At 55.3% G+C, this 24,278-nt stretch carries 18 protein-coding genes; 5 read left to right on the top strand and 13 right to left on the bottom strand.

Annotated features, from left to right (window positions below):
• Positions 1 to 86 precede the first annotated feature (86 nt).
• The 3 genes from aaeB to aaeX are packed head-to-tail and all read right to left on the bottom strand — an operon-like array spanning position 87 to position 3,203.
• Positions 87 to 2,054: a p-hydroxybenzoic acid efflux pump subunit AaeB gene (aaeB, locus tag QQZ17_RS04895; RefSeq protein ID WP_152406185.1), complete on the bottom strand. Its 1,968-nt coding sequence runs from the start codon at positions 2,052 to 2,054 to the stop codon at positions 87 to 89.
• A 5-nt stretch (positions 2,055 to 2,059) separates the two neighbouring features.
• Positions 2,060 to 2,992: a p-hydroxybenzoic acid efflux pump subunit AaeA gene (gene aaeA, locus QQZ17_RS04890; protein WP_152406186.1), complete on the bottom strand. Its 933-nt coding sequence runs from the start codon at positions 2,990 to 2,992 to the stop codon at positions 2,060 to 2,062.
• A 7-nt stretch (positions 2,993 to 2,999) separates the two neighbouring features.
• A complete protein-coding gene (aaeX, locus tag QQZ17_RS04885; protein ID WP_000051841.1) occupies positions 3,000 to 3,203 on the bottom strand; it encodes a p-hydroxybenzoic acid efflux pump operon protein AaeX in 204 nt (67 codons plus the stop codon).
• Positions 3,204 to 3,385: 182 nt separating this feature from the next.
• Between aaeX and aaeR the strand changes: the two genes are divergently transcribed.
• A complete protein-coding gene (gene aaeR, locus QQZ17_RS04880; RefSeq protein ID WP_152406187.1) occupies positions 3,386 to 4,315 on the top strand; it encodes an HTH-type transcriptional activator AaeR in 930 nt (309 codons plus the stop codon).
• Between the two features lie 78 nt (positions 4,316 to 4,393).
• Here aaeR and QQZ17_RS04875 read toward each other — a convergent pair whose 3' ends face one another.
• Both QQZ17_RS04875 and QQZ17_RS04870 read right to left on the bottom strand, forming a co-directional pair.
• Complete coding sequence (locus tag QQZ17_RS04875) at positions 4,394 to 6,355, bottom strand: glycoside hydrolase family 127 protein (protein WP_152406188.1); 1,962 nt, start codon at positions 6,353 to 6,355, stop codon at positions 4,394 to 4,396.
• A gap of 10 nt (positions 6,356 to 6,365) precedes the next feature.
• Positions 6,366 to 7,769 carry an MFS transporter gene (locus QQZ17_RS04870; RefSeq protein ID WP_152406189.1) on the bottom strand — a complete coding sequence of 468 codons (1,404 nt, stop codon included), beginning with the start codon at positions 7,767 to 7,769 and terminating at the stop codon, positions 6,366 to 6,368.
• Positions 7,770 to 8,016: 247 nt separating this feature from the next.
• Here QQZ17_RS04870 and QQZ17_RS04865 point away from each other — a divergent pair, with 247 nt between their 5' ends.
• On the top strand, positions 8,017 to 8,829 hold the full coding sequence (locus QQZ17_RS04865) for a helix-turn-helix domain-containing protein (protein WP_152406190.1): 813 nt from the start codon (positions 8,017 to 8,019) through the stop codon (positions 8,827 to 8,829).
• A gap of 49 nt (positions 8,830 to 8,878) precedes the next feature.
• Here QQZ17_RS04865 and tldD read toward each other — a convergent pair whose 3' ends face one another.
• From tldD to csrD, 8 genes are all read right to left on the bottom strand, one after another.
• The gene (tldD, locus tag QQZ17_RS04860) at positions 8,879 to 10,324 is read right to left on the bottom strand and encodes a metalloprotease TldD (RefSeq protein WP_152406191.1); all 1,446 of its coding nucleotides are present in this window, start codon (positions 10,322 to 10,324) and stop codon (positions 8,879 to 8,881) included.
• 76 nt (positions 10,325 to 10,400) lie between these two features.
• Positions 10,401 to 14,201, bottom strand: a complete 3,801-nt coding sequence (gene yhdP, locus QQZ17_RS04855) for an AsmA2 domain-containing protein YhdP (protein ID WP_152406192.1) — start codon at positions 14,199 to 14,201, stop codon at positions 10,401 to 10,403.
• 129 nt (positions 14,202 to 14,330) lie between these two features.
• Positions 14,331 to 15,800, bottom strand: a complete 1,470-nt coding sequence (rng, locus tag QQZ17_RS04850) for a ribonuclease G (protein ID WP_046488475.1) — start codon at positions 15,798 to 15,800, stop codon at positions 14,331 to 14,333.
• Complete coding sequence (locus QQZ17_RS04845; RefSeq protein WP_152406193.1) at positions 15,790 to 16,383, bottom strand: Maf family protein; 594 nt, start codon at positions 16,381 to 16,383, stop codon at positions 15,790 to 15,792. Before QQZ17_RS04845 ends, rng begins: the two co-directional genes overlap by 11 nt.
• An 8-nt stretch (positions 16,384 to 16,391) precedes the next feature.
• On the bottom strand, positions 16,392 to 16,880 hold the full coding sequence (mreD, locus tag QQZ17_RS04840; protein WP_042324970.1) for a rod shape-determining protein MreD: 489 nt from the start codon (positions 16,878 to 16,880) through the stop codon (positions 16,392 to 16,394).
• Positions 16,880 to 17,908, bottom strand: a complete 1,029-nt coding sequence (gene mreC, locus QQZ17_RS04835; protein ID WP_152406194.1) for a rod shape-determining protein MreC — start codon at positions 17,906 to 17,908, stop codon at positions 16,880 to 16,882. The genes mreD and mreC overlap by 1 nt, the downstream gene beginning before the upstream one ends.
• Before the next feature lie 63 nt (positions 17,909 to 17,971).
• Entirely contained in the window at positions 17,972 to 19,015 is a 1,044-nt protein-coding gene (gene mreB, locus QQZ17_RS04830) for a rod shape-determining protein MreB (protein WP_000913396.1), read from the bottom strand.
• 308 nt (positions 19,016 to 19,323) lie between these two features.
• Positions 19,324 to 21,264: an RNase E specificity factor CsrD gene (gene csrD / locus QQZ17_RS04825; protein WP_152406195.1), complete on the bottom strand. Its 1,941-nt coding sequence runs from the start codon at positions 21,262 to 21,264 to the stop codon at positions 19,324 to 19,326.
• Between the two features lie 206 nt (positions 21,265 to 21,470).
• Between csrD and acuI the strand changes: the two genes are divergently transcribed.
• From acuI to msrQ, 3 genes are all read left to right on the top strand, one after another.
• Positions 21,471 to 22,445: an acrylyl-CoA reductase (NADPH) gene (gene acuI / locus QQZ17_RS04820; RefSeq protein WP_152406196.1), complete on the top strand. Its 975-nt coding sequence runs from the start codon at positions 21,471 to 21,473 to the stop codon at positions 22,443 to 22,445.
• A 105-nt stretch (positions 22,446 to 22,550) separates the two neighbouring features.
• Positions 22,551 to 23,555: a protein-methionine-sulfoxide reductase catalytic subunit MsrP gene (msrP, locus tag QQZ17_RS04815; protein WP_152406197.1), complete on the top strand. Its 1,005-nt coding sequence runs from the start codon at positions 22,551 to 22,553 to the stop codon at positions 23,553 to 23,555.
• Entirely contained in the window at positions 23,556 to 24,155 is a 600-nt protein-coding gene (msrQ, locus tag QQZ17_RS04810; protein WP_152406198.1) for a protein-methionine-sulfoxide reductase heme-binding subunit MsrQ, read from the top strand.
• The last annotated feature ends 123 nt before the right edge of the window (positions 24,156 to 24,278 follow it).

The following is a 24,278-nucleotide window of genomic DNA, read 5'->3' as shown; positions in this document are numbered from 1 at the left end:
TTTTCTCCTTCTGATGTCCTGAGTTGCGCACATCGAATAAGTATAGCCATAAAAAAACCGACGCTTTTGGCGTCGGTTTCTGTGGGTTAGCTGTCGGTTAGCGCATGCTGGTACTTGTGCAACATGCCGGTCAACCGTTTCACCGGTTCGGTGACCTGCGGCGGCGCTTCCCAGACCCGCAGTTTTTCCTGATACACGTCCAGTTCGTCTAATAGCTGACCAAAGTAGCGTCGGCGCTTGTCATCATTCACGGCAGAAATGACGTGATCCGCCGTACGACGCAACTGCTGGTGGAAGGCGGAGAGATCGCTATTGACCGGAATCGGCGCATCCCGCAGGCGCTGGTGCGCAATGATCATTGTCAGCGCCAGGCGGAACTTCGGCAAATCACCGGGGAATTTGTTCATCAACAGAAACAGCTGCTGATAGAGCGCGGGAAGATGGTTCTCTTTGCGTCGCACCGCGTTGGTGGTCATCGCCGACACCGCCGCAGAGACGAACTGGTTGAGCAGCACGCGGCCCGTACGGTCGCGCGAGTTATCGCGCACAATCACGATGACCAGAAAGGCCAGTACACAACCCACAATCTGCCCTAACGCACTGTCCAGGAACAGGCTGAAGTGGAAGGTCATCGGGTTATCCAACACGATAATGTTAATGGTACTGGCCAGCGCGCCCATAGAGCCCAGCCGCCGCTTCTGTACTTCGATCCCCAGAAAGAACCCCAGTACCGCGAGACTCAGACAGAGCAGCAGCATGCTTTGCTGGGTATTGGGGAGGATCACCAGAAAATAGAGCGCCCCCAGGGGTAGCGCGGCAAGCGTCCCGTAAATAAAGTCAATGGCGACCATGCGCGGATTCGGCAGACGCATCGCCAGCGAAGTGACCACCGCAATCATCACCATGGCGCCGTTACCGGAGGTCCAGCCGGTCCACAGCCAGAACAGCGTCCCCAGCACGCAAGAGATCGTGGTGCGCCAGAAGTTCACCATGGCATGGTGGCGCTCGGCAGATTCGACTTTCACCACGGGTTCATCCTGCAGCACCTCCTCTTCCGTGGCGCTGATTTTGGTATTGCTGATCACGCCACGCTTGAGCAGCAGATAGCGCGTGGCCGCTCCGGCCCAGGTATACAGCGTAACGGGCGTTTCGCGCTCACCAGTCCATGCAATCACCCGGCGCAGACGCTTAAGCTGTTTATGCACATCCTGCGCGGTTTCAACCGGCATGGCGAAGAACTCACGAAAGGTATCGGTGATCAGCTCAGGACGCGTGTTCTGGATCAGGTAGGTTTCGCAGGATTGCGTAATCATGGTCAGCGACAGCGTATTAATCGCCTTCAGGCGGCGATTCGCCCGCGCCCAGCGGGAGGATTCCATGTTCAGGTTGCTACGCATTCCTTCCAGCGCGGTTGCCCGACGCACCAGCGAGCCCCAGGCCTTATCCACGTCTTCGCTATCACCATGCTTAATGCACAGCTGCATCAACTGGTACTGCGCCACCAGCAGGCTATCCAGTTCGCGATCCACCTCCTGTTTGATCGATCGCGGAGAAAAAATCAGATCCGCCATAATGGCGCAGACAATACCAATGACAATCTCACTACAGCGCTCTACGGCAAACTGCGGCGTCAGCAGCGGCTCGGTTTGAATGGTAATGACGATAATCAGCGCAGTGTAGCCCGATAACCCCCACGCATAGGAGTTCTCGACGCGGACCAGCGAGGAGATCCAGGTACAAAAACCCGCCCAGATACAGCAGACAAGAATCATCAGCAGCGGTGCGCGGATCATCGCAATGATGATCGCCAGCGCTGCAATTGAACCGATAAACGTCCCGACGATGCGCAACATCCCACGATAGCGAATCGCGCCGGAGTACGGTTCGCCGCCAGCGGCAAAGGCCGGGCCCGCTGCGACAATCGCTGCCGTCAGTACCGCCCAGCGCGGCGTTTCAAGCTGAAAGTGGAAGCCAACAAACAGCGCGAGAACAATCGCACAGGCCAGTTTGACCGCAAAGCGAATGTGCTGGTTGGCGATGGAAAAAATGCCCATCGCGATTAACCAAATTCGCGCAGACGATGCGCCATTTTGCGGAAGAACGAGTCATTATTTTCATCACGATCCTGCTTGCCGGTGATCACGACAGTCGCGGTGGTACCGGCTGGCCACAGGTTTTCCTGCTGATCGTCAAGCTGGATCCGTACCGGAACGCGTTGCGCGAGGCGTACCCATTCCAGATTCGAATCGATGGTCGCCATGCCTTTATCGTCGCGGGTGCTGCTGGCATTGGTGACCCCTGCCGCGATGCTATCGACTCTCCCTTTTAAAACCTTGTTGCTGCCCAGCGGGGTAATTTCTGCGCGATAGCCAGGGCGTACGCCTTCCAGTTTGGTCTCTTCCATATAGGCCAGTACATAGAAAGAGTTCTGTTTCACCAGCGCCACGGCGGTTGAACCCCGGGTGATAAACTCACCGGTATAGACGTTCAGGTTGGTCACCCAACCATCCGCAGGGGCACGAATGACGGTACGTTCAAGATCTAACTTTGCGAGATCGCGGGTCGCCTGCGCTTTGGCAAGCTGATGTAATACGGTTTGCAGAACGTTGTTGGCCTGATCGATCTCTTCACGAGACATCGCCTGGACGCCAAGACGGTTACGACGTCCGGCTTCCTGGCGTTTCTCTTGCGCCAGCACCTGGTAATAGGCGACATCGGCTTCAGCTTCTTCCAGTGCTTTTTGGTAACGCGGTTGATCGATGGTGAACAGTACCTGATCTTTCTTCACCAGATCGTTATCGTGGACATTAACATGCGTGATAAGTCCGGCAACATCCGGCGCGATGGCAACCACGTCCGCACTGAAGCGGGCGTCACGCGTCCATGGTGATTCAGTGTAATAGACCCAGGTGCGGAAAATAGCGATGAACGCCAGGATGACCAGAACGAGGGTAATGGCCGTACGGGAGATTTTTCTTGTTAGTGTTTTCACTTCAACCTCAAACGAACAGGCGCGATATCAAGTAAAAGAGACAGCAATACAGCGCAGTATTAAACAGCGCCGGATGCCAGACAAAATCATAGATGCCCGTAGGCACCAGCACCCGGCGCACCAGCCAGAAAATCGCCAGTGACAGAAGCAATTCAAAGAATATCGGTGGGAAGGAAAGACCAAACACCACGATAACGGGAAACAGACTCATGTTGACCTTGATATTTTAGAGAGTGCAGGCGATGCAGTTTTCAGCTGATGTCGACGCGGAGAAGGGCAAGGAAAGCCAGGCGAGAGCGACACAGCCTTTATTTGAATAATAATATATTACCGTAACTGTTATGCTGTTATCTATAATATGTGATCTAAATCACTTTTAAGTCAGAGTGAATAATGGAACGATTAAAACGCATGTCGGTGTTCGCGAAAGTGGTGGAATTTGGTTCCTTCACCGCCGCTGCCAGACGGTTACAAATGAGTGTTTCGTCGATCAGCCAGACGGTGGCAAAACTGGAAGATGAGCTGCAGGTTAAGTTGCTGAACCGCAGCACGCGCAGCATTGGGCTTACTGAAGCTGGCAAAATTTATTATCAGGGCTGTCGGCGTATGCTGCATGAAGTGCAGGATGTTCATGAGCAGCTTTACGCCTTTAACAACACGCCGATTGGTACGCTGCGCATTGGCTGTTCTTCAACCATGGCACAAAATGTCCTCGCGGGGATCACCGCCAAAATGCTCAAAGAGCATCCAGGCCTGACGGTCAATCTGGTCACCGGTATTCCGGCACCCGATCTGATTGCCGACGGCCTGGATGTCGTCATCCGCGTGGGCGCCCTGCAGGATTCCAGTCTGTTTTCCCGTCGCCTGGGCGCAATGCCGATGGTGCTGTGCGCAGCGAAAAGCTATCTCGCCCAATACGGTATACCGGAAAAACCGGCCGACCTCACCAACCACTCCTGGCTGGAATACAGCGTGCGTCCGGATAATGAATTCGAACTGATCGCCCCGGAAGGGATCTCCACGCGACTGATCCCACAAGGGCGATTCGTCACTAACGATCCGATGACCCTCAACCGCTGGCTGACCGCCGGTGCGGGGGTCGCCTATGTCCCGCTGATGTGGGTGATCAACGAGATCAATCGGGGCGAGCTTGAGATCTTACTGCCGCGCTACCAGTCCGATCCGCGTCCGGTCTATGCGCTGTATACCGAAAAAGACAAACTGCCACTGAAAGTGCAGGTGGTGATTAACTACCTGACCGACTATTTCGTCGACGTGGCAACGATTTTTCAGGGAATGCACGGACGAGGAAAAGAGAAATAGACACCTTATTCAGGCGAGACAATAGCGGATAACGGCCAAAAAACCCCGTTATCCGCCAGAAACACGCCAGCCGTCTGACTACGCCTCATCCACCCAAATCCGCATCTCCCCTTCGCCGCGGTTGGCCCAGCTAAACCATGGGATAAACGTCAGCGTGTGATCCTGACGCGCACCGGGGGCGGTGTCGTAGTGCCACAGCGGCTGCTCGCCCTGCTGTTTTGGGCTTTGCCGGTATCCCTGCGCCTGAATCAGAACGTTATGCGCGAAAATACCTTTCCCTTCGATGGCGGTAAACGCGCTCTCTTTCGGCAGGCTCAGATTATGCAGTAACGCGCCGTTGTCGGCTTCTTCCAGACAGTACACCAACGGCCCGCGTTGTAGCGCGACTTTACCCGCCACGTGGCGCACCTGCGGATTGCCGTAAACACGGCGTACCGGCATCGGCAGCGTTAACGTGAGGGTGTCGCCCGCTCCCCAGTCACGGCGGATATGCAGATAGCCCTTGCGTACCTCACCCTCGGCAGGCGAACCGTTGAGCAACACCTGTGGCTTGTCGCACCAGTCCGGCAGCCGCAGCGCCAGCGTATGCGCCACCGGCTGTGGGGAGTCGATACTTATCTCCACCCGTTCCTGCCAGGGGAAATTACCGCTAATTTTCAGGCCCAGCTCACCGCCATTGACCGGAACCGTTACGCGGTTGCCGATATACAGATTGATATAGAGCGCTTCCGGGCGCGGCGTATAAATATAGTGACCAATAGAGGTCAGCGTACGCGCGATATTCGGCGGGCAGCAGGCGCAGCCGAACCAGCGCTGACGAACAGGTTTGATGTGATCGTAAATATGGTTGAATTTCAGTACGTTTGGCTGCACTTCCAGCGGATTCACATAGAAGAAATGCTTACCGTCCAACGCCATGCCGCCCAACACAGTATTGTAGAGCGCGCGCTCCATCACGTCGGCGTACTGGCTGTCGGCTTCCATTTCCAGCATCCGACGCGCAAACATCATCAGGCCGATGGAGGCGCAGCTTTCGGCGTATACCGTATCGTTTGGCAGATCGTAGTCGCAACTGAACGCTTCACCACGTCCCTGCGAACCGATACCGCCGGTGATGTACAGCTGGCGCTGCGCCATGTTTTTCCACAGACGCAGGCAGATCTGGCGTTTTTCTTCGTCCTGACTTAAGCGCGCCAGATGTGCCACGCCGGTCATCAGGTAGACAAAACGCACCGCGTGACCGATGGCCGTCTGTTGATCCGCTAACGGTAAATGCGCCTGGCTGTAGTCCTTATCGTGCGTCATCCAGCCCGCGCCGTAAATCAGCCAGTGCGAAGTGCCACCGCGTTTTTCAAACTCAATGTCGTAATAGTGCGGCTGCGTACCGCGCGCTTCGACAAAATAGCGCGACAGATTCAGATAGCGCGGCTCCTGTGTCACTTCATACAGCCGCATCAGCGCCAGCTCCACCTCCGGGTGGCCGGGATAACCGTGCAGCTTGTGCTCTTCTTTGCCGAACACGCTGTCGATATAGTCAGCAAAGCGGCACACCACGTTCAGCAGGCTACGCTTGCCGGTGGCCTGAAAGAAGGCGACGCCCGCTTCAATCATATGTCCGGCGCAGTAAAGCTCGTGGCATTCGGCCAGATTGCTCCAGCGCTTATCCGGCGCTTTGGCGGTGAAATACGTATTCAGATAACCGTCTTCACACTGGGCGGCGGCAATCAGCTCGATCACCTCGTCGGCGGTTTTCTCAAGTTCCGCATCTGGCTTCTGGCACAGCGACCACGCCACCGCCTCCAGCCATTTCGCCACATCGCTGTCCTGGAACACCATGCCGTAAAACTCCCCCTGCTGCCGCCCGGCGGCGATACGGAAGTTTTCAATCGCATGGCTGGGTTCCGCTTCCGCAATACGATCGTTAAGCGCATCCCACTGATAAGGGATTACCACATCGCGCACCAGTTGCTGGTACTGGCCGAAAAACGGATCGCTGACCTTAAGCCGGTGGAGATCCACTTCCATGATTTCAGGTTTCATTTTTTTGCTCCTACAGGGCCTGGGCGTGACGCTGGCGTAAATCACCGGAAATACGGGCCATCATCGGGTTATTGAGTTTACAGGCGCGGATAGACAGCGCCAGCAGCAGGTGGAACAGTGCGGGCAGCAGGCTTTCCATTGAGAAAATCCCCTGCAATGACGCGGGCGTCTGGTTTTCCGCCCCTGCCCTGTAAGCAACGGCAATAAACACCAGGCTGATAATTCCGGCGCTGGAGGCCCATGCCAGCTTGATAAAGAACAGGTTGAAGGCAAAGTTCATGCCGGAGGAACGCACGCCGGTTTTCCACTCGCCGTAGTCGTCGGCAAAGGCCATCAGCGAAAAGTGCAGCGGTAGGGTAAAGCCAAGGATAATGCCGTTCCCGAGGATCACGACCAACCATAACGTCTGCCAGTCAGGACTGGCGGGCAGAAACCACATAATGACCGCAAGTAAAGCTAACACCAGGTTAGTGTGATAGTAGAGTTTGACCGTATCAATGCGGCGCGACAGCAGGTTAACCATCACCGAACCGATAATGGAAGCGAACGTCACCATGGTAAAAAACAGCGAGGTGTAGGCGGTGCTGCCCTGCAACACGTAGGTGATGAAGTACATGTAGCCGCCGCCGCGAATATTAAACACGTTAATCAGTAGGAATGACATCAACAGCATCAGCAGTAACTGGTCGTTTTTGCGCAGGCCCGCCAGATGTTCGCGCAGGGAAAAGTGGCCCATCATGTTGAGCGACACCCGCTCACGTACCCAGAAGAAGCAGCACAGGAACATTACCACCGCGACGGCGCACAGTACGCCGACGCCAAGCTGGTAACCCTGCGCGGTGTTGCCATGGCCGAGCGTCTCCACCAGCCACGGCAGCCCGACGGAGACCAAAAAGCCCGCCACACCGCACAGCACAAAGCGCCAGGACTGGCAGGCAATGACTTCAGTGTGGCGCGTGGTCATGGTATTGATTAGCGCACAATAAGGAACGTTAATCGCGGTATAGCTCACCGAAAGCAACAAATACGTGCCAAAGGCCCAGGCGATTTTGACCCCCGTTGATGCGTCCGGAACGGTAAAGGTCAGTACGCCGATAACGCCGATGGGCACGGCGATCCACAGTTGCCACGGGCGAAAACGCCCCCAGCGGCTGCGGGTACGGTCAGCAACCGCGCCCATAATCGGATCGGAAATAGCGTCGAAAACGCGCAGCACCAAAAACAAGGTGCCAACCAGTGCGGGCGTCAGCCCGAAGACATCGGTGTAGAAAAAGGTCAAAAAGTTCATGATCAGGCAGGTGATCACCGTGCCACCCGCGTCGCCCAGCCCGTAGCCAATCTTTTCTCGGATCGACAATTTTTCGTCGGGATGACTTCCGGCAATATCCGTTTCCGTCAGTGATGTAGAGGTCATAAAAAGGTTCCTCGTCTGAAGCAGATTTATCCCGATAAATTCGCAGGATTCCGGTTTTAATAAGAAAATTCAGATGTCATTTTGCCCGGAATTACCGTGCCAACAAGGCGATAAACAGGTATAAAAAGATGACGATTCCGACCTGCCGGCAAAACTGTGAGGCCGATCGGCAAATATCAAATAACTTTTTATTAATCATATAGAAAGGTCATTTACGCCTAAAAAAAACGCGAGAAATTACATATCCATGCTTGATTTATCCATAGCGCTTCCGATTAGGGTACAAAACGGCGGTTTGTTCATCTCGCGCGGCGTAGGCAGCCATCCGGCACGCAGGCTGGAATCCTGGGAGTTGATTTTTGTACAACAGGGGACGCTGACCATTAGAGAGAACGACGTCCAGTTTGAGGTTAAGGCCGGAGAAAGCTTGTTGCTGTGGCCTCAGCGCCGCCACGTCGGGATTGGGGATTTCCCGCCGGATCTCACATTTTACTGGGTGCATTTTGACGTGCTGCCCGCGACAACAAATCCGACACAGTTACTCTCGTTACCGCAGCATATCAGCGTCAGCAGCCCACAGTACGTCATGTCGCTGTTTCGTCAGTTTTTAAGCGAACAGGAAAACAGGCGTCACGGCCCGGCACTGGAATTTATTTTGCTGTTGATTTTGCAGCAAATCGCCTCAGCGGCGGGGAGCGAAACCCACGGTGATAGCGCTGGCGTGGCGTTGGCCTATAAGGCGCGCAAGCAAATTCGCACCCAGTATCACCTGCCACTCTCCACATCGCAGCTTGCCCGGGAGTTGCATTGCAACGCCGATTACCTGGGACGGGTTTACCGACGGATATTTCATATGACGATGACCGAAGCCATTCATCGACAGCGCGTCAGTGCCGCAGAAAAACTGTTAATTAGCGATTCGCTGGCACTCAGCGAAGTGTCGGAAAAGTGTGGATTTAATGACGTTGGATATTTTCGGCAGATTTTTCGCAAGCATACTGGCCTGACGCCAGCCGCATGGAAACGGCGATATTGTAAGGAACATATCAATTCAGACTGAAACAAGCGCTGGCCGGATGGGGCGTTTTGCCGCCATCCGGAAAATAGGGCTACGCAGTACCGCCGACGGTCAGGTTATCCACCTTCAGCGTCGGTTGACCCACACCAACCGGCAGGCTCTGGCCTTCTTTGCCACAGACGCCGACGCCGTTATCCAGCTTCAGGTCGTTTCCGACCATCGAAATCTGCTGCATCGCTTCGATACCCGAACCAATCAGCGTGGCTCCTTTCACCGGTTTCGTTACTTTGCCATTCTCAATCAGATAAGCCTCTGAGGTAGAGAAGACAAACTTACCGGAGGTGATATCCACCTGACCGCCGCCAAAGTTTGGCGCATAGATCCCGTACTCTACGGACTCAATGATCTCCTGCGGCGTGGATTTGCCCGGCAGCATATAGGTGTTGGTCATGCGCGGCATCGGCAAATGCGCGTAAGACTCGCGGCGACCGTTCCCGGTCGGCGCCACGCCCATCAGTCGCGCATTCAGTTTGTCCTGCATGTAACCTTTCAGAATGCCGTTTTCGATCAATACGTTGTACTGACCCGGCGTCCCTTCGTCGTCAATAGCCACGGACCCCCGGCGATCCGCCATCGTGCCATCGTCCACCACGGTACACAGCTCAGAAGCCACCAGTTCACCCATATGACCGCTGAATACGGATGTGCCGCGACGGTTAAAGTCTCCTTCCAGACCATGCCCCACTGCTTCATGCAGCAGCACACCCGGCCAGCCGGCACCCAATACGACAGGCAGTGTCCCGGCGGGTGCCGCGACCGCAGACAGGTTCACCAGCGCCATACGCACGGCCTCTTTCGCCCATACGTCGGCGCGGACGTCGCCGTCCAGATCCGCGAGGAAATAATCATAACCAAAGCGCCCGCCGCCACCGCTGGCACCGCGCTCACGTTTACCGTCTTCTTCCACCTGCACGCTGACCGACAGACGCACCAGCGGACGCACATCGGCGGCCAGCGTCCCGTCGGTGGCAGCAACCAGGATCAATTCATACACGCCGGTCAGGCTCGCCGACACTTCCTGCACGCGTTTATCCGCTTCGCGGGCGACTTTATCGACGCGGCGCAGGATATCGAGTTTCTCTTCACGGCTCATGCTTTGCAGCGGATCGACAGAGGTGTACAGCGCCGGATACTCCACGGCACCGAGGGTCTTCACTTTCCCGTCGCCATTGTCTCGCACGATGGTACGCGCGGCGCGCGCGCTCTGTTCCAGCGCCTGCAGGCTAATCTGGTCAGCATAGGCAAATCCGGTTTTTTCACCGCTCACTGCGCGAACGCCAACGCCCTGATCGATATTGTAAGAACCATCTTTAATGATGCGGTCTTCTAAAACCCAGGATTCGTGATAGCTCGACTGAAAATAGAGATCGCCGTAATCGAGACGACGTTCGGCCAGTTGGCCCAGAATGGCAAACAAATCCTGATGTTTCAGGCCGTTCGCCGCTAGCAATTGTTCACTTACCAGGTTCAGACTCATCGTTATTGCTACTCGTTAGTGACTGCGATAGAGGATCTATGTACTGAGAGTGGGGCAATTCCTTGCCCTCGTCAAATCATTGCGAATTTTCTTTCCGCGGCTGGCGCAGGACTTCGTTGATCTGCGGTTTGTCGAGCGGACCGGTGATCCGATAGCGCAGAATCGAGACTTTACTCCACAGCGGTCCAAGCACTTTACTGGCGGCAAAGACCGCCGCGCCAACGATCGGGTTCACCGCAAACGCGGCTGCCACCCCCACCGTGGCGGAGATTTCCGGAGCCACCACCGCTTCAACATCCAGTTCGCGGCGCACCAGGTTGACCGATCCTTTCATGGCGATATCCGCTTCCAGTCCGTCCACCAGCGTGTCGTCCGTATGCAATATGCCGTCTTTGATCCAGGCGGTACTGCGAATGGAGTCGAAGTAAAATCCTTCGTTGAAGGTATCGCTAAAATCAAAGCGTAGTTTGCGCAGCAGTGCGTCAAAGCTCAGCAGGCGCAGCAACTGCCCCGCGTGCCCGGTGCTTAATTCGGTGATATCCCCTTTGCCCAAGCGGGTGCGGATAATGCCGTTCAGCGAGGCTTCTTCCGGCTTCCACGGCGGGTTGCGCCAGTGCAGATCGTAATCAACGTTAAACGACGCGTTGCGAATGGGGGTGGAGACGCCAAAGAATCCTGCCGCCGCATCAATCTTATTACCCCGCAGCTTCCCTTTTAAAGAGGTGCGTTCACTGCCGGGGGTGTTTACCCACTGTCCATCCGCCGTCAGTCGGGTGAAGCCGGTATCCAGCAGGCCGTTACTCAGGTTCAGGGTGTCGCCCTGAATGGCTACATCCGCATCGATACGTCCGTACTTCTGTCCCCACATCCAGCACTCTTCACAGCGCAACTGCACGTCAGGCCAGCCGCGGAAACTAAAGCGTTCTACGGATGCAAATGGCGAAGCTGGTGCGTCGCTTTTATCCGTTGTGGCTACGGTGGGGTTGTAATAAAGGTATTTGATAAAAGCCTGCCACGGCGCGTTATTGCGCATTGCCAGCGTGGCATTGATCTCACGCCCCTGTGCCTCGACTTTAGTGCCATTCGGCGCCGGTTCAGAAACGATACTCAGGTTGTTCCACTGCTGTCCTCCCAGCGTTAACGCAGGCGTACGCAACGTGACATGTTGTGGGAAATTCGCGTTGGCCCCAACGTTATCGACCGCGCCTTTCTGGAACAGGGCCAGCCATTGCGCACCATCCATCGATGGCAGATTCAGCTCAATACCTTCCCGTTCAGGCAAAGGCGGTGCCGTCTGGCTTTCTGCCGTCCAGATTGCACGATCCAACGTCAGTTTCTGATTCAGCAACCAGCGGCTGTTAAAATGATTTTCCTGCCCGGCGCTACCGGTCAGCGTAAAGCTGCGCAGATCGCCGGTTGCTTTGATTTTAACGGGTAACGCCGCGCCAGCCTCTTTATCCAGCGGAGAAGGTAAGTGACTACTTACATTCCTGAGATCGCCGTTCAGTTCAATGTTATACGTCGTGCCGGAATGATACGGCAGGTCAATCCCCACCTTACCGTTCCACGCCATGCTGCCGCCGAGCGCCTCATTAACCTGCGAAGGCAACACACCGGTGCGAGCGGGCTGCCAGTTGCCGTTGAGATTCACCGCGACCTGATAGGCTTTCGCGCCCTCTGTGGTTGTAAAATCAACGTTCAGCGGCTGATTGAACCAATTCGCCGTCATCGGCTCGCTTTTCAGGTTGCCATTGATAAAACTGAATTTGCCGCTGAGGTTTTTCAGGGTGCTGTCGAGCGGTTTGATGAACAGGCTGTTATCGCGCAGCGACACATCGCCCTTTGCGGTAACCATTTCGCCGTCCAGCGGGATATCCAGATGTAAGCGAGCATTCACATCGCCATCGATCTGCAACTGCTCAAGCGTGGCGCCCAGCGACGTCTTCAACGGCGTGTCGTCAAAATACGGTCCTACCGCTTTGCCTGGCCCCTGAATATCGGCGTCAATCAGCAACTTTTCTTTGGCGTAGTCCGGGATAATAGCCGTCAGGTTCGTGGCCTTCACGCCGCCTAAATTGACGCCATCGGTTTTCATCCACAGGCCGTCGTTGAGAAAATCCAGTTCGATACTCAGATCGGTCAGTGCAGGCCAGTCCGGCTGGAAGGCAAATTTCGCATTGCGCAGCGGGACCAGCACTTCAAACTGGCCTTCATTGTGCTTGTACGGGAACAAATGCGGATTCCCGCCGTACACCAGCGTCGCATTATCCGCTTCTCCGCCCTGAATCGCGCCGCTGAGATAGTCCACCAGCGCCTTGCCCATCAGATTCTCCGGGAAGTAACGCCAGGCCTGAGAGCCGTCGTCAGTGCTGATGCCAGCCAGAATCCCCAGCCAGGGGTCATCGCCTGCCGGTTGCAGATAGCGGAAACCGCCGCGCGCATGAACCGCTTTCGCCTTCACGTCGATGTTGCGCCCGTCCAGTTGAAAGCCTTTGTCATTCTTCAGCCAGTTCAGCGTGGCAACACCGTCTTCAATTTCTAATGGCGCGCGAAAGACCGTTTCGTAGGGCATTTTTGCCTGTTTCATCGACGCGGTCAGCGCGCCGTTTTCCACGCTCCCGGAGAGCGTTCCGGAGAAATGCTCTCCCCCAGGCAACAGCTTCCACTGCTTCCATGCCAGATCGCGCCATGACGCCTGAAAACGGGTCTTTTCCGTGGCCTGGAGTGGGATATCCAGCGCCAGGGTATCGATATTTCCACTCGGTTGAGTGGCAAGCCAGATATCACCCAGCGCGGGCGAAAGCTTCGACACCATCGGGCGCAGCCCCTCAAGCCCGGTCAACTCCAGATGGCTGGCGCGAATGCGCAGTTCGTCACTGCGTTTGCTGTCCACGCCGCCGACTTCCTGTTCAGGGATCCAGGCAAGCTGTAGCGCACCGCGCGGCCATGCCTTGCCGTCCATCGTGATGCGGGTATCAGGAATAGAAAACTGCCAGCCGGGCTGTTCACGGCTGATATGTGCCGTCAGGTTGTCCACAGAGAGCGTATGGGAGTGATTGTCGCCTTTCCAGCTCGCTCCGCCTTGTTTCAGCCAGACATCGCCACCGGCGATTTCACCTTTGCTGATGGTCATCCAGCCTTCAAGACTGAAGCGCGCGGTCTCCAGCGCCACGTTATCCTGCATCCACTTGCCCAGCCACGGCTTCACGTCGATGTCGTCAGCCTGCAGCCAGACCCGACCATTATTCAGCAGACCGTCGTCATCACGCAGATCCATGCGCACCTGCATGATGCCGTGCTGGCCGGTCAGACTGGAGAGGCTCACCTGTCCTTCCGCGCGGTGGCGGTTTTTACCGTTAACCCAGGTGAGTTGCGGAATCGCCAGTTCGGCGCGCTGGCCGGAGAGCGTCAGAAAGCTGATTTGGCTGTCGCGGAGATCGAAGTGATCGAACTGGCGCAGGAAAAGATCGTTGATTCGGCTGGCTTCCAGCCCGTCACCGCTTTCGCTGCGCTCAATCGGCGTGTTGGTACGGAAGTTCAGTTGCCAGAAGGTGAGATCGCGAAACTGCCAGCGCATGTGCAGCAAACTCTGCCAGACATCCAGCGCCAGGGTAACGCGTTTAACCGAGAATTCACCGCCGTCTTTCAGTTCCGCGTGGATATCACGCGCTTCGAGGGTGGGACCGAAATTTTGCCAGTTGGCAGAGATCTGGCTGGCTTTGACCGGCAGTCCCGTTGCAGACTCAATTTTGCTGAGGATCGTCGGACGCCAGCTGTCGAGATGCGGTAATGCCAGGCGCAAACCACTGACCAGCAGCGCTACGACAACAACGAGCGCGGCTCCAGTGAGCAATAATATCCCCGGCAATCGCCTCACGCGTCTCTCCTTGTCTGCCTAAAAATGTGACTCACAAACCCACTTCTCCGGATGGCGGCGTGAACGCCTTATCCAGCCTACGTCTGGTTTGTAGGCCCGATAAGCGCAGCGCCATCGGGCACAGTCGTTTTACATCATGACGACGTCAAACTGCTCCTGGTTATAGAGCGGTTCAATTTGCACTTTGACCTGTTTGCCGACAAAAATCTCCACTTCCGCCAGCGCGTGCGACTCTTCCCCTTTCAGCGTTTCCGCAACGGAAGGAGAAGCATAGACCAGGAAGCGGTCAGAGTCGTAAGCATGGTGCACGCGAACGATTTCACGCATGATCTCATAGCAGACGGTTTCCACTGTTTTCACCGTGCCGCGTCCATGACAGGTCGGACACTCGTTGCACAGCACATGCTCCACGCTCTCACGCGTGCGCTTGCGCGTCATTTCTACCAGACCCAACTGGGAAAAACCGTTAATGCTGGTTTTCACCCGATCTTTACTCAGCGCCTGCTCAAGCGAATGCAGCACCCGTCGACGGTGATCTTCATTATTCATGTCGATAAAATCGATAATAATGATGCCGCCGAGATTACGCAGTCGCAGTTGGCGGGCAATCGCCTGGGTCGCTTCAATATTGGTGTTGAAGATGGTGTCATCGAGATTACGATGGCCGACAAACGCGCCAGTGTTGATATCGACGGTGGTCATCGCTTCAGTCTGATCGATAATCAGGTAGCCGCCGGATTTCAGTTCAACTTTGCGCTCCAGCGCACGTTGGATCTCATTTTCAACGTCGAAGAGATCGAAAATCGGCTGACGTCCGCTGTAATGCTCCAGCTTGCTGGTCATTTCCGGGATGTACTCCGCCGTAAATTCCAGCAGGGCTTCATAGGTCAGACGGGAATCCACGCGAATTCGGTCTAACTGCGCGTCGGCAAAATCACGCAGCACACGCTGTGCCAGCGCCAGTTCGCCATACATCTGGTAACGCGTCTGCGGGCGCTTTTTGCGTTCCATCACTTTGGTCCAGACGCGCTTAAGGTACGCAGCATCTGACGCCAGATCCTCTTCACAGACCCCTTCCGCCGCGGTACGGATGATAAATCCGCCCTGCTCGTCGCAGTACTCGGCGACCACTTTTTTCAGTCGCTCACGCTCGGCTTCGCTTTCGATACGCTGAGAAACGCCAACGTGCGAGGCGCCAGGCATAAAGACCAGATAGCGAGACGGTAAGGTGATGTCGGTTGTCAGGCGCGCGCCTTTGGTGCCCAGCGGATCTTTTACCACCTGCACCATCAGGTCTTGCCCCTGACGCACCAGCTCTGAAATATCGCGAACGGTGAACTGCTTCTGCTCTTCCCCCGCCACGCATTCAGTGTGCGGCATAATGTCAGAAGCGTGAAGAAACGCGGCTTTATCCAGCCCAATATCTACAAAAGCCGCCTGCATACCCGGAAGTACGCGACTGACCCGACCTTTGTAGATATTGCCTACGATCCCGCGTCGCGCTTCGCGCTCAATATGAATTTCCTGCAGAATACCGCCATCAATGTACGCCACGCGTGTTTCCGATGGCGTTACGTTTACCAACAATTCAGCCGTCATGTTTATCCCTTTTCTCACGCAGTGAGTTAAAATTGCTCAGCAACTCATACGTTTCAACCAGCGGTAAGCCGACCACGGCGTGATAGCTGCCATTTATCTTCCTGACAAAACAGCCACCCTGCCCCTGAATACCGTATGCACCTGCTTTATCCATCGGTTCACCGCTGGCGATATAGTCAGCGATATCCGCATCCGTCAGCGCTCTGAACGTCACCTCGGTCATCACCAGGCAGTCGAGCACATACTGGCTATCCGCCAACGCAACGGCCGTCATCACCTGATGCGTTTGCCCGGATAATTTACGCAACATCAGCGCCGCATGGTGTGCGTCACGCGGCTTCTCTAACACTTCACCGTTGAGGATAACGATGGTATCCGCTCCCAGCACGGGAAGATCGCGCGGCGTCAGCGCCACACCGGCCCGGGCTTTTTCCCGCGCCAGGCGTGACACATACTGCTGTGCGCTTTCTCCCTCGCCACGCGTTTCTTCTATTCCCGTGACAATACGTTCGAAAGAAATGCCTAATTGCGAGAGCAATTCCTGGCGGCGCGGCGAACCAGAAGCTAAGTATAAAGACGTCATAGAAACCTTTATTGCACTGCAAATTGCTGGCGGACTTTGCGCATCAGCAAGAAAAGCCACGGCCAGAGCACACCGTTGACTACACTACTCCAGAATACTTCAGGCCTGAAAGAGACGTTGATCACTAAAAACTCTGACCAGAAAACAATAATATCCACCACGAGCGAAAGCAACATCACCACCAGCGCCTGTTGCCAGAGCGCCAGATTGCGAAAGAGCTGAAATTTCAGCGCAACCAGATAAGCGATGATACTCATCGACAACGCCCTCACGCCAAGCGTGGAACCGCTAATGAGATCCAGTATGGCACCCATCACGAAACCTGTGCCCACATTGACACGGTGCGGCAGGGCGAGGATCCAGTAGAGTAAAATGAGCAGCACCCAGTTTGGCCGAAAGACAATGATCTCTTCCGGCCAGGGCATCACTTGCAGTAACAGTGCGATAAAGAACGAGAGCCAGATAACCCAGCGTCCCTGGCTACGATAGCTTGCCACTACTGGCCTCCCGGCGCGCGCGGTGCAGGCGGCGTCGTACCAGCTGGCGGAGCGGCAGATGACGAAGTGATACCGGTCGCTGGTGCAGGCACGGGCGGCGGCGGCCCCATCATATCCGGAGACGGCAGCACTTGCGGCATCATCTGCATCAGACGTTCATTCGCGACACGATGCACTTCTTCCGGCGTCATCGGGTTGGCACCGTTACGGTCGGCCCCCCACAGCAGCAGCAGATAGCGCAGACGTTGCAAGCCCGCGGTAGGGCGCGCCTGAATCACAGTGTAAGCACGTTGGGTATCCAACTTAACGGAAGAGACAACCGCCACCGGATAGCCTTCCGGGAAACGGCCGCCCAGCCCCGACGTGACCAGCACGTCGCCAACGCGAATATCGGTATTGGCCGGCAGGTGTTCGAGTTGCAAATCGTCGGTGCAGCCGTTGCCAGCCGCGATCACCCGGATGTCGTTGCGCAACACCTGAATAGGCAAGGCATGAGTGGCATCGCAAATCAGCAGAACGCGGCTGGTCAGTTTCGCCACTGCGACGACCTGGCCGACAACGCCTTTATCGCTGATCACTGGCTGGCCTTCGTAAACGCCGTTCACGCTGCCTTTGTCGATAACCACCTGGTCGCTGTAAGGATCGTTAACCGTGGAGATGACCTGCGTCACCATCTTTTGTTCATCCTGACGCAGCGGCGAACCCAGCAGCTCGCGCAGACGCGCGTTCTCCTGTTTGTACTGCCCCAGCATCAACAGCTCGCTGTTTTTCAGCAGCAGTTCCTGACGCAGCGCCCGGTTTTCAAGCTCAAGCTGGTCGCGCGACGCGAGCGTTTGCGAGACGCCATCAAGCAGTTCACGGGGACCATTGGAAATAAAGTAGAAAGGACTGACGGCGGTATCCATGTACGTACGGATCTGACTGAACGTACCCAGGCGGCTGTCGGCAATAATAACGCCGAGCGCCACCAACACCGCCAGAATAAGGCGAATCTGTAGCGACGGGCCACGGCTAAAAATTGGCTTCATAAGTTTGCGTATTCTCGTATCAGAGTCGGCAGGACAGCGTGACGCTCTCCTGCCGGCATCCGATTACTCTTCGCTGAACAGGTCGCCGCCGTGCATATCGATCATTTCCAGCGCTTTGCCGCCGCCACGCGCCACACAGGTCAGCGGGTCTTCAGCAACAACAACTGGAATACCGGTTTCTTCCATTAACAGACGATCAAGGTTACGCAACAGCGCGCCACCGCCAGTGAGCACCATACCGCGCTCGGAGATATCAGACGCCAGTTCCGGCGGGCACTGTTCCAGTGCAACCATCACCGCGCTAACGATACCGGTCAGCGGCTCCTGCAGGGCTTCCAGAATCTCGTTAGAGTTCAGGGTAAAGCCGCGAGGAACCCCTTCTGCCAGGTTACGACCGCGCACTTCAATTTCACGCACTTCGTCGCCCGGATAGGCGGAACCGATTTCATGCTTGATACGTTCTGCGGTGGCTTCACCGATAAGCGATCCGTAGTTACGGCGCACATAATTAATGATTGCTTCGTCGAAGCGATCGCCGCCGATACGTACAGAAGAGGAATAGACCACGCCGTTCAGGGAGATAACGGCGACTTCCGTCGTACCGCCACCGATGTCCACAACCATTGAACCGGTCGCCTCAGAAACCGGCAGGCCAGCACCAATTGCCGCAGCCATCGGCTCTTCGATCAGGAAGACTTCGCGGGCGCCAGCGCCCTGTGCGGATTCACGAATAGCACGACGCTCAACCTGAGTGGCACCAACCGGTACACACACCAGCACACGCGGGCTTGGACGCATAAAGCTGTTGCTGTGCACTTGCTTGATGAAGTGCTGGAGCATTTTTTCAGTCACGAAGAAGTCAGCAATAACGCCGTCTTTCATTGGGCGAATAGCAGCAATATTGCCCGGTGTACGACCCAGCATCTGCTTCGCATCATGACCTACTGCAGCCACGCTTTTCGGTGAACCGGCACGATCCTGACGAATGGCCACAACGGAAGGCTCATTCAATACGATGCCTTGTCCTTTTACATAAATGAGGGTATTCGCGGTACCCAGGTCAATGGACAAGTCATTGGAAAACATGCCACGAAATTTTTTCAACATACTAAGGGATAATCCTGAAAGCTGGGGCGGAAAACAAAATCCGCTTACTTTACCAACCACACGCAGCAGCGACAAGGCGCAAAAATCATCTGCTACGGTGAAAATTAGTGCAGTTCGTTTCCTTTGTTACAAATCTCTACCTGAGTCCCTCAGGGCTGAGCACTTTAGCAGCAATCCTCGCCCTCATTTGCAACCGGTTTAAGGTCATTCACCTGCATATGTGCTGTTACAAAATGGCGAGCAGACAAGCACACCCCCATGAAGGCACAGCGCGCGTTATTCTACGTGAAAACTGAACAAACGGCAGGTTAAACCGAGTATCTTTGAGAATATTTTTTCACATTGGTATCCAGCGGCTGGGAGGCAGCAAAAAAATCCCCCTGTCCACCGGAAACACCACGCGCTGTCAGCGTCTGCCACTCACCGCGCGAACGTACGCCCGTTGCGTAAACCTGGGTGTTGGTGCCCGAGCAGGCTTCCACCAGACTTTGAACCAGCAACTGGTTTTCCGTTCGCTTCTCAATATTCCTGACCAGACTCGGATGGAGCTTGATCAATTCCACATTGAGTTCTTTAATCCAGCTGGTACTCACCAGCGTTAAACCCGCCTGCGTGACGGCAACCCGAACCCCCAATGCATTCACTAAACGGATAACAGGCTGCAATCGGCTGATGTGTTGACCTACATCCGCCTCTGCAAGTTCAATAATTATGCGTTTTCGTTGCGATTTTTCACACTGCATCAAGGTATCGCGTAACCAACGCTGAAAACGCGGACGAATCAGTGACTCAACCGTCACCTGTATCGCCAGATTCTCTTCTGGCCAGTAGTTCAACAGCGGGATGACACGACTTATTTGTAAGCGGTCATACTCTTCTGATAAACCAAACTGTAAAACCATCGGCATGTATTCCGCCGAACTGACCTCTTCATTACCATCAAAGATGCGGCACATCAGTTCCCGATGATGAACGTGCCCGTCCCGGGTGACGGCCGGTTTCTGATAGATTCGCGGGCCGCCGCGGCTGAGCATCTGTTCAATCAGCGTCCGCCAGCGCACATTGCCACGCCCTTTTTCCGGCAACGAATCGTCATACACCGTCCAGCTATTCCCGCCCTGCAACACGGCGTTGCGGGTCGCCGCTTCCGCATGTTCCATCACCTGTTCGGTCGACTGTCCGCTGCGCCAGGCGCAAATGCCGATATGTACCATATCGTCACGATCGAGCATTTTATTAGTCGGAAGTGCATCAACCGCTTTTAATAATTGTCCAGCCACGCTTTCCGCCTCTTTCAGAGTACGGTGTGGCAGAAGAACGGCAAAGTCGCTGCGGTGGTAGCGCGCCAGCAGTGCCCCCGGATAACGCATCATAAAAGTGGACAATAAATTGATCAGGCTGAAAAGCTCTTCTTCAGCCAGGTTACGCCCCCAACTGTCGCGCAGCAGGTTAAAGTCCGGTAGGCGAATCATCATCACCACGCCATGCGCGCCGACTTTTTCCTGATCGTCCAGCAGCGTCGCCAGTTGGTTGTCAAAAAAGAGTCGATTGCTGAGGCCAGTTTTGGTGTCCTGCGCGGCGTAAGATCGAATCAGCGTATCGAGTCGGCTCCGCTGCTCCTGGGCACTCTGGATTTCGGCCAACAACATATCCAGCGCGCTGCTGGTGCGCGCCGGCCATTCATAGACCGTACCGCGCACGCTGGCGCCGCGTTCTCCGTTCAAAATTCGCGTCGAACGTATCTCCAGCAGTTCCTGGCCGGAAAGTTGGCGCTGAAGCCAACGTACCGACAGAAACAGCATCAGCACAATAAAGCCAATGGCCAGCGTGAGCGGCGCAGTGGTCATCAGTGAATGAAAATAGTTGCCCATCGGATCCTGATAGACCAGATCCATCGTCATTCCCGGGTGCTTCATCAGCGGAACCGAGAGCTCGCGAAAGAGATTACTGGTGCCAACCGGGCGATAGCTGCTGTTGCGTGTTTGGCTATAAATGACCTTATCGCCCTGCCGGAGATCCACGCGCACGACGTCCGCTGACACCATCAGTTCATCGATCTGCGACGTTAACTGTTTGAAATCGCGAGAAACAAGATGCGTATCAATCGCTGTCGCCACCGCCTGGACACGATGGTTCATCTTGTACTGGATAGCATTATAAAAGCTCAGCGAGCAGCCGATCAGGGTGACAAAGATCGTTAACCCGGTGAGCAGCGTGACAAAAGCTGAGAATTTCGTCGTTAATCGCATCCTTGAGTTAACTCCGACGGTTGAATTGCGACACGGAACAGCTTAACCAAACGCAAAATTCGTCCGGTTGCGCAAAGAGTGAGTGCATACTACCAAATCAGGTGTATCTGGCAATTTATTGCGTTGCATCGGCTTCACGTTTCAATTAGCGAGTATAGTCTTCAGACGTCATTTTCCAATCCACCATGCAGAATTGAGGACAGGTTATGCAGGCTTTGATCTTAGAACAGCAGGACGGTAAAACCCTTGCATCCGTGCAGACTATCGAAGAAAGTCGGCTGCCAGAAGGCGATGTCACCGTGGATGTCCACTGGTCCAGTCTGAACTATAAAGATGCGCTCGCCATCACCGGAAAAGGAAAAATCATCCGCAACTTTCCGATGATTCCTGGTATTGATTTCGCCGGCACCGTTCGGGCCAGCGAAGATCCTCGTTTTCATGCGGGCCAGGAAGTGTTGCTGACCGGTTGGGGCGTGGGCGAAAACCATTGGGGCGGTCTGGCAGAACAGGCACGCGTGAAAGCGGACTGGCTGGTAGCGCTGCCAAAAGGGCTGGACAGCCGTAAAGCGATGGTGATCGGTACCGCCGGATTTACCGCCATGCTGTGCGTGATGGCTCTTGAAGAGGCAGGCATTCGCCCGCAAGACGGTGAAATCGTGGTCACCGGCGCCAGTGGCGGCGTCGGCAGTACCGCAGTCGCACTGTTGCATAAGCTGGGCTATCAGGTTGTTGCGGTGTCTGGACGCGAAAGCACCCATGATTATCTCCGCCAGTTAGGCGCAAGCCGTATTCTGGGCCGTGATGAGTTCGCCGAATCTCGTCCGCTGGAAAAACAACTGTGGGCCGGAGCGATTGATACCGTGGGCGATAAAGTGCTGGCGAAAGTGCTGGCGCAGATGAACTACGGCGGCTGTGTTGCGGCCTGTGGCCTGGCGGGTGGTTTTGCCCTGCCGACGACGGTGATGCCATTTATTTTGCGCAACGTCCGCCTGCAAGGGGTCGATTCCGTAATGACACCGCCGGCGCGCCGCGCAGAGGCCTGGCAGCGTCTGGTGAAGGATTTACCAGAATCGTTCTACGCACAGGCAGCGACGGAAATTTCGCTGGCCGATGCGCCGAAGTTCGCTGAAGCCATCATTAATAACCAGGCGCAAGGCCGTACGCTGGTTAAAGTGAAGTAAACACAAACGCCGCAGAAATTTACACTTAATTAACTAAATTTCGCTGCGCACTGACAGACTCCCTGCCATAGTAACTACGCGTTACGCGTACGCCGGGAGCCTGTTATGAAAAAATCACGTCCACTTACTGAAGCCGATGTCACTGCAGAATCGGCTTTCTTTATGCATCGCCGCCAGGTGCTGAAAGCGCTGGGGATCGGGGCTGCCACGCTGTCGCTACCGATAGCGGCGCAGGCGGATCTACTGAGCTGGTTCAAAGGCAACGATCGCCCACCCGCGCCCTCCGGCAAACCGTTGGATTTCAGCAAACCTGCGGCATGGCAAAACGCACTGCCTTTAACGCCAGAAGAGAAAGTCACCGGCTACAACAATTTCTACGAGTTTGGTCTGGATAAGGCCGATCCTGCCGCCAATGCCGGCAGCATGAAAACCGATCCCTGGACGCTGAAAATCAGCGGCGAAGTAGCCAAACCGTTAACCCTGGATCACGATGCGCTGACAACGCGCTTTCCCTTAGAAGAACGAATTTACCGGATGCGCTGCGTTGAAGCCTGGTCGATGGTGGTGCCGTGGATTGGCTTTCCTTTACATAAACTGCTGGCACTCGTCGAACCCACCAGCAATGCTAAATATGTCGCATTCGAGACACTTTACGCGCCGGACGATATGCCAGGACAAAAAGATCGCTTCATTGGCGGTGGATTGAAATACCCCTATGTCGAAGGTCTGCGGCTGGACGAAGCGATGCATCCGCTGACGTTGCTGACCGTTGGCGTTTACGGTAAAGCGCTGCCGCCGCAAAACGGTGCCCCCATTCGCCTGACGGTGCCATGGAAATATGGCTTTAAAGGCATTAAATCGATCGTCAGCATCAAACTGACTCGCGAACGGCCGCCAACCACCTGGAATCTTGCCGCTGCCGATGAATACGGTTTTTACGCCAATGTGAATCCGCATGTCGATCATCCACGCTGGTCGCAGGCAACAGAACGGTTTATTGGCACGGGCGGGATTCTGGATGTCCAACGGCAACCCACTTTACTGTTTAATGGCTATGCCAATGAAGTGGCTACGCTGTATCGCGGCCTGGATTTGCGGGAGAATTTCTAAGTGCGGCTAAGTGCAAAACAGATAACCTGGTTGAAAGTTGCCCTTCATCTGGCGGGACTGCTGCCGTTTCTCTGGCTGTTCTGGGCGATTAATAGCGGCGGGCTCAGCGCCGATCCCGTGAAGGATATCCAGCATTTTACCGGTAGGATGGCTCTGAAATTTCTGCTCGCCGCCTTGCTGGTCACGCCGCTCGCGCGCTACGCTAAACAGCCATTATTGATACGCACCCGTCGTCTGCTGGGGTTATGGTGTTTCGCCTGGGCCACGCTGCATCTGACCAGTTACGCGCTGCTGGAGTTGGGTATCCATAATCTCGGATTGTTGGGACGAGAACTGATTACGCGCCCGTATTTGACGCTTGGGATCACCAGTTGGCTCATCCTGTTCGCGCTGACGCTAACGTCAACACAGGCGGCACAACGAAAACTGGGCAAGCGCTGGCAACTTTTACACAATTTCGTCTATCTTGTGGCGATCCTCGCCCCGATACATTACCTGTGGTCGGTGAAGATCTTGTCGCCTCAACCCATCATTTATGCCCTGCTGGCACTACTGCTTTTGGCCTGCCGTTACAAGAAGTTCCGCCAGTGGTGGCGCTAGTTCGGCGAACTGTGCAGTCGGTTACAAAATGCAGAGACTCGGATGTTATTTGTGTGTTAGCGGTTGATTATCTTCCCTGATAAGACCAGTATTTAGCTGCCAATTGCTACGAAATCATTATAA

It is taken from the genome of Citrobacter sp. T1.2D-1 (genome assembly GCF_950098555.1).
Taxonomy (GTDB): domain Bacteria; phylum Pseudomonadota; class Gammaproteobacteria; order Enterobacterales; family Enterobacteriaceae; genus Citrobacter_A; species Citrobacter_A telavivensis.
The sequence above is the reverse complement of the archived record's forward strand: the minus strand, read 5'-3'. Positions and strand labels throughout refer to the sequence as shown.

What these genes read in the sequence shown, in the direction of transcription:
- aaeB (WP_152406185.1), bottom strand. Translation starts at nt 2,054, where the DNA reads ATGGGCATTTTTTCCATCGCCAACCAGCACATTCGCTTTGCGGTCAAA.
- aaeX (WP_000051841.1), bottom strand. Translation starts at nt 3,203, where the DNA reads ATGAGTCTGTTTCCCGTTATCGTGGTGTTTGGTCTTTCCTTCCCACCG.
- aaeR (WP_152406187.1), top strand. Translation starts at nt 3,386, where the DNA reads ATGGAACGATTAAAACGCATGTCGGTGTTCGCGAAAGTGGTGGAATTT.
- QQZ17_RS04875 (WP_152406188.1), bottom strand. Translation starts at nt 6,355, where the DNA reads ATGAAACCTGAAATCATGGAAGTGGATCTCCACCGGCTTAAGGTCAGC.
- QQZ17_RS04870 (WP_152406189.1), bottom strand. Translation starts at nt 7,769, where the DNA reads ATGACCTCTACATCACTGACGGAAACGGATATTGCCGGAAGTCATCCC.
- QQZ17_RS04865 (WP_152406190.1), top strand. Translation starts at nt 8,017, where the DNA reads ATGCTTGATTTATCCATAGCGCTTCCGATTAGGGTACAAAACGGCGGT.
- tldD (WP_152406191.1), bottom strand. Translation starts at nt 10,324, where the DNA reads ATGAGTCTGAACCTGGTAAGTGAACAATTGCTAGCGGCGAACGGCCTG.
- rng (WP_046488475.1), bottom strand. Translation starts at nt 15,800, where the DNA reads ATGACGGCTGAATTGTTGGTAAACGTAACGCCATCGGAAACACGCGTG.
- QQZ17_RS04845 (WP_152406193.1), bottom strand. Translation starts at nt 16,383, where the DNA reads ATGACGTCTTTATACTTAGCTTCTGGTTCGCCGCGCCGCCAGGAATTG.
- mreC (WP_152406194.1), bottom strand. Translation starts at nt 17,908, where the DNA reads ATGAAGCCAATTTTTAGCCGTGGCCCGTCGCTACAGATTCGCCTTATT.
- mreB (WP_000913396.1), bottom strand. Translation starts at nt 19,015, where the DNA reads ATGTTGAAAAAATTTCGTGGCATGTTTTCCAATGACTTGTCCATTGAC.
- csrD (WP_152406195.1), bottom strand. Translation starts at nt 21,264, where the DNA reads ATGCGATTAACGACGAAATTCTCAGCTTTTGTCACGCTGCTCACCGGG.
- acuI (WP_152406196.1), top strand. Translation starts at nt 21,471, where the DNA reads ATGCAGGCTTTGATCTTAGAACAGCAGGACGGTAAAACCCTTGCATCC.
- msrP (WP_152406197.1), top strand. Translation starts at nt 22,551, where the DNA reads ATGAAAAAATCACGTCCACTTACTGAAGCCGATGTCACTGCAGAATCG.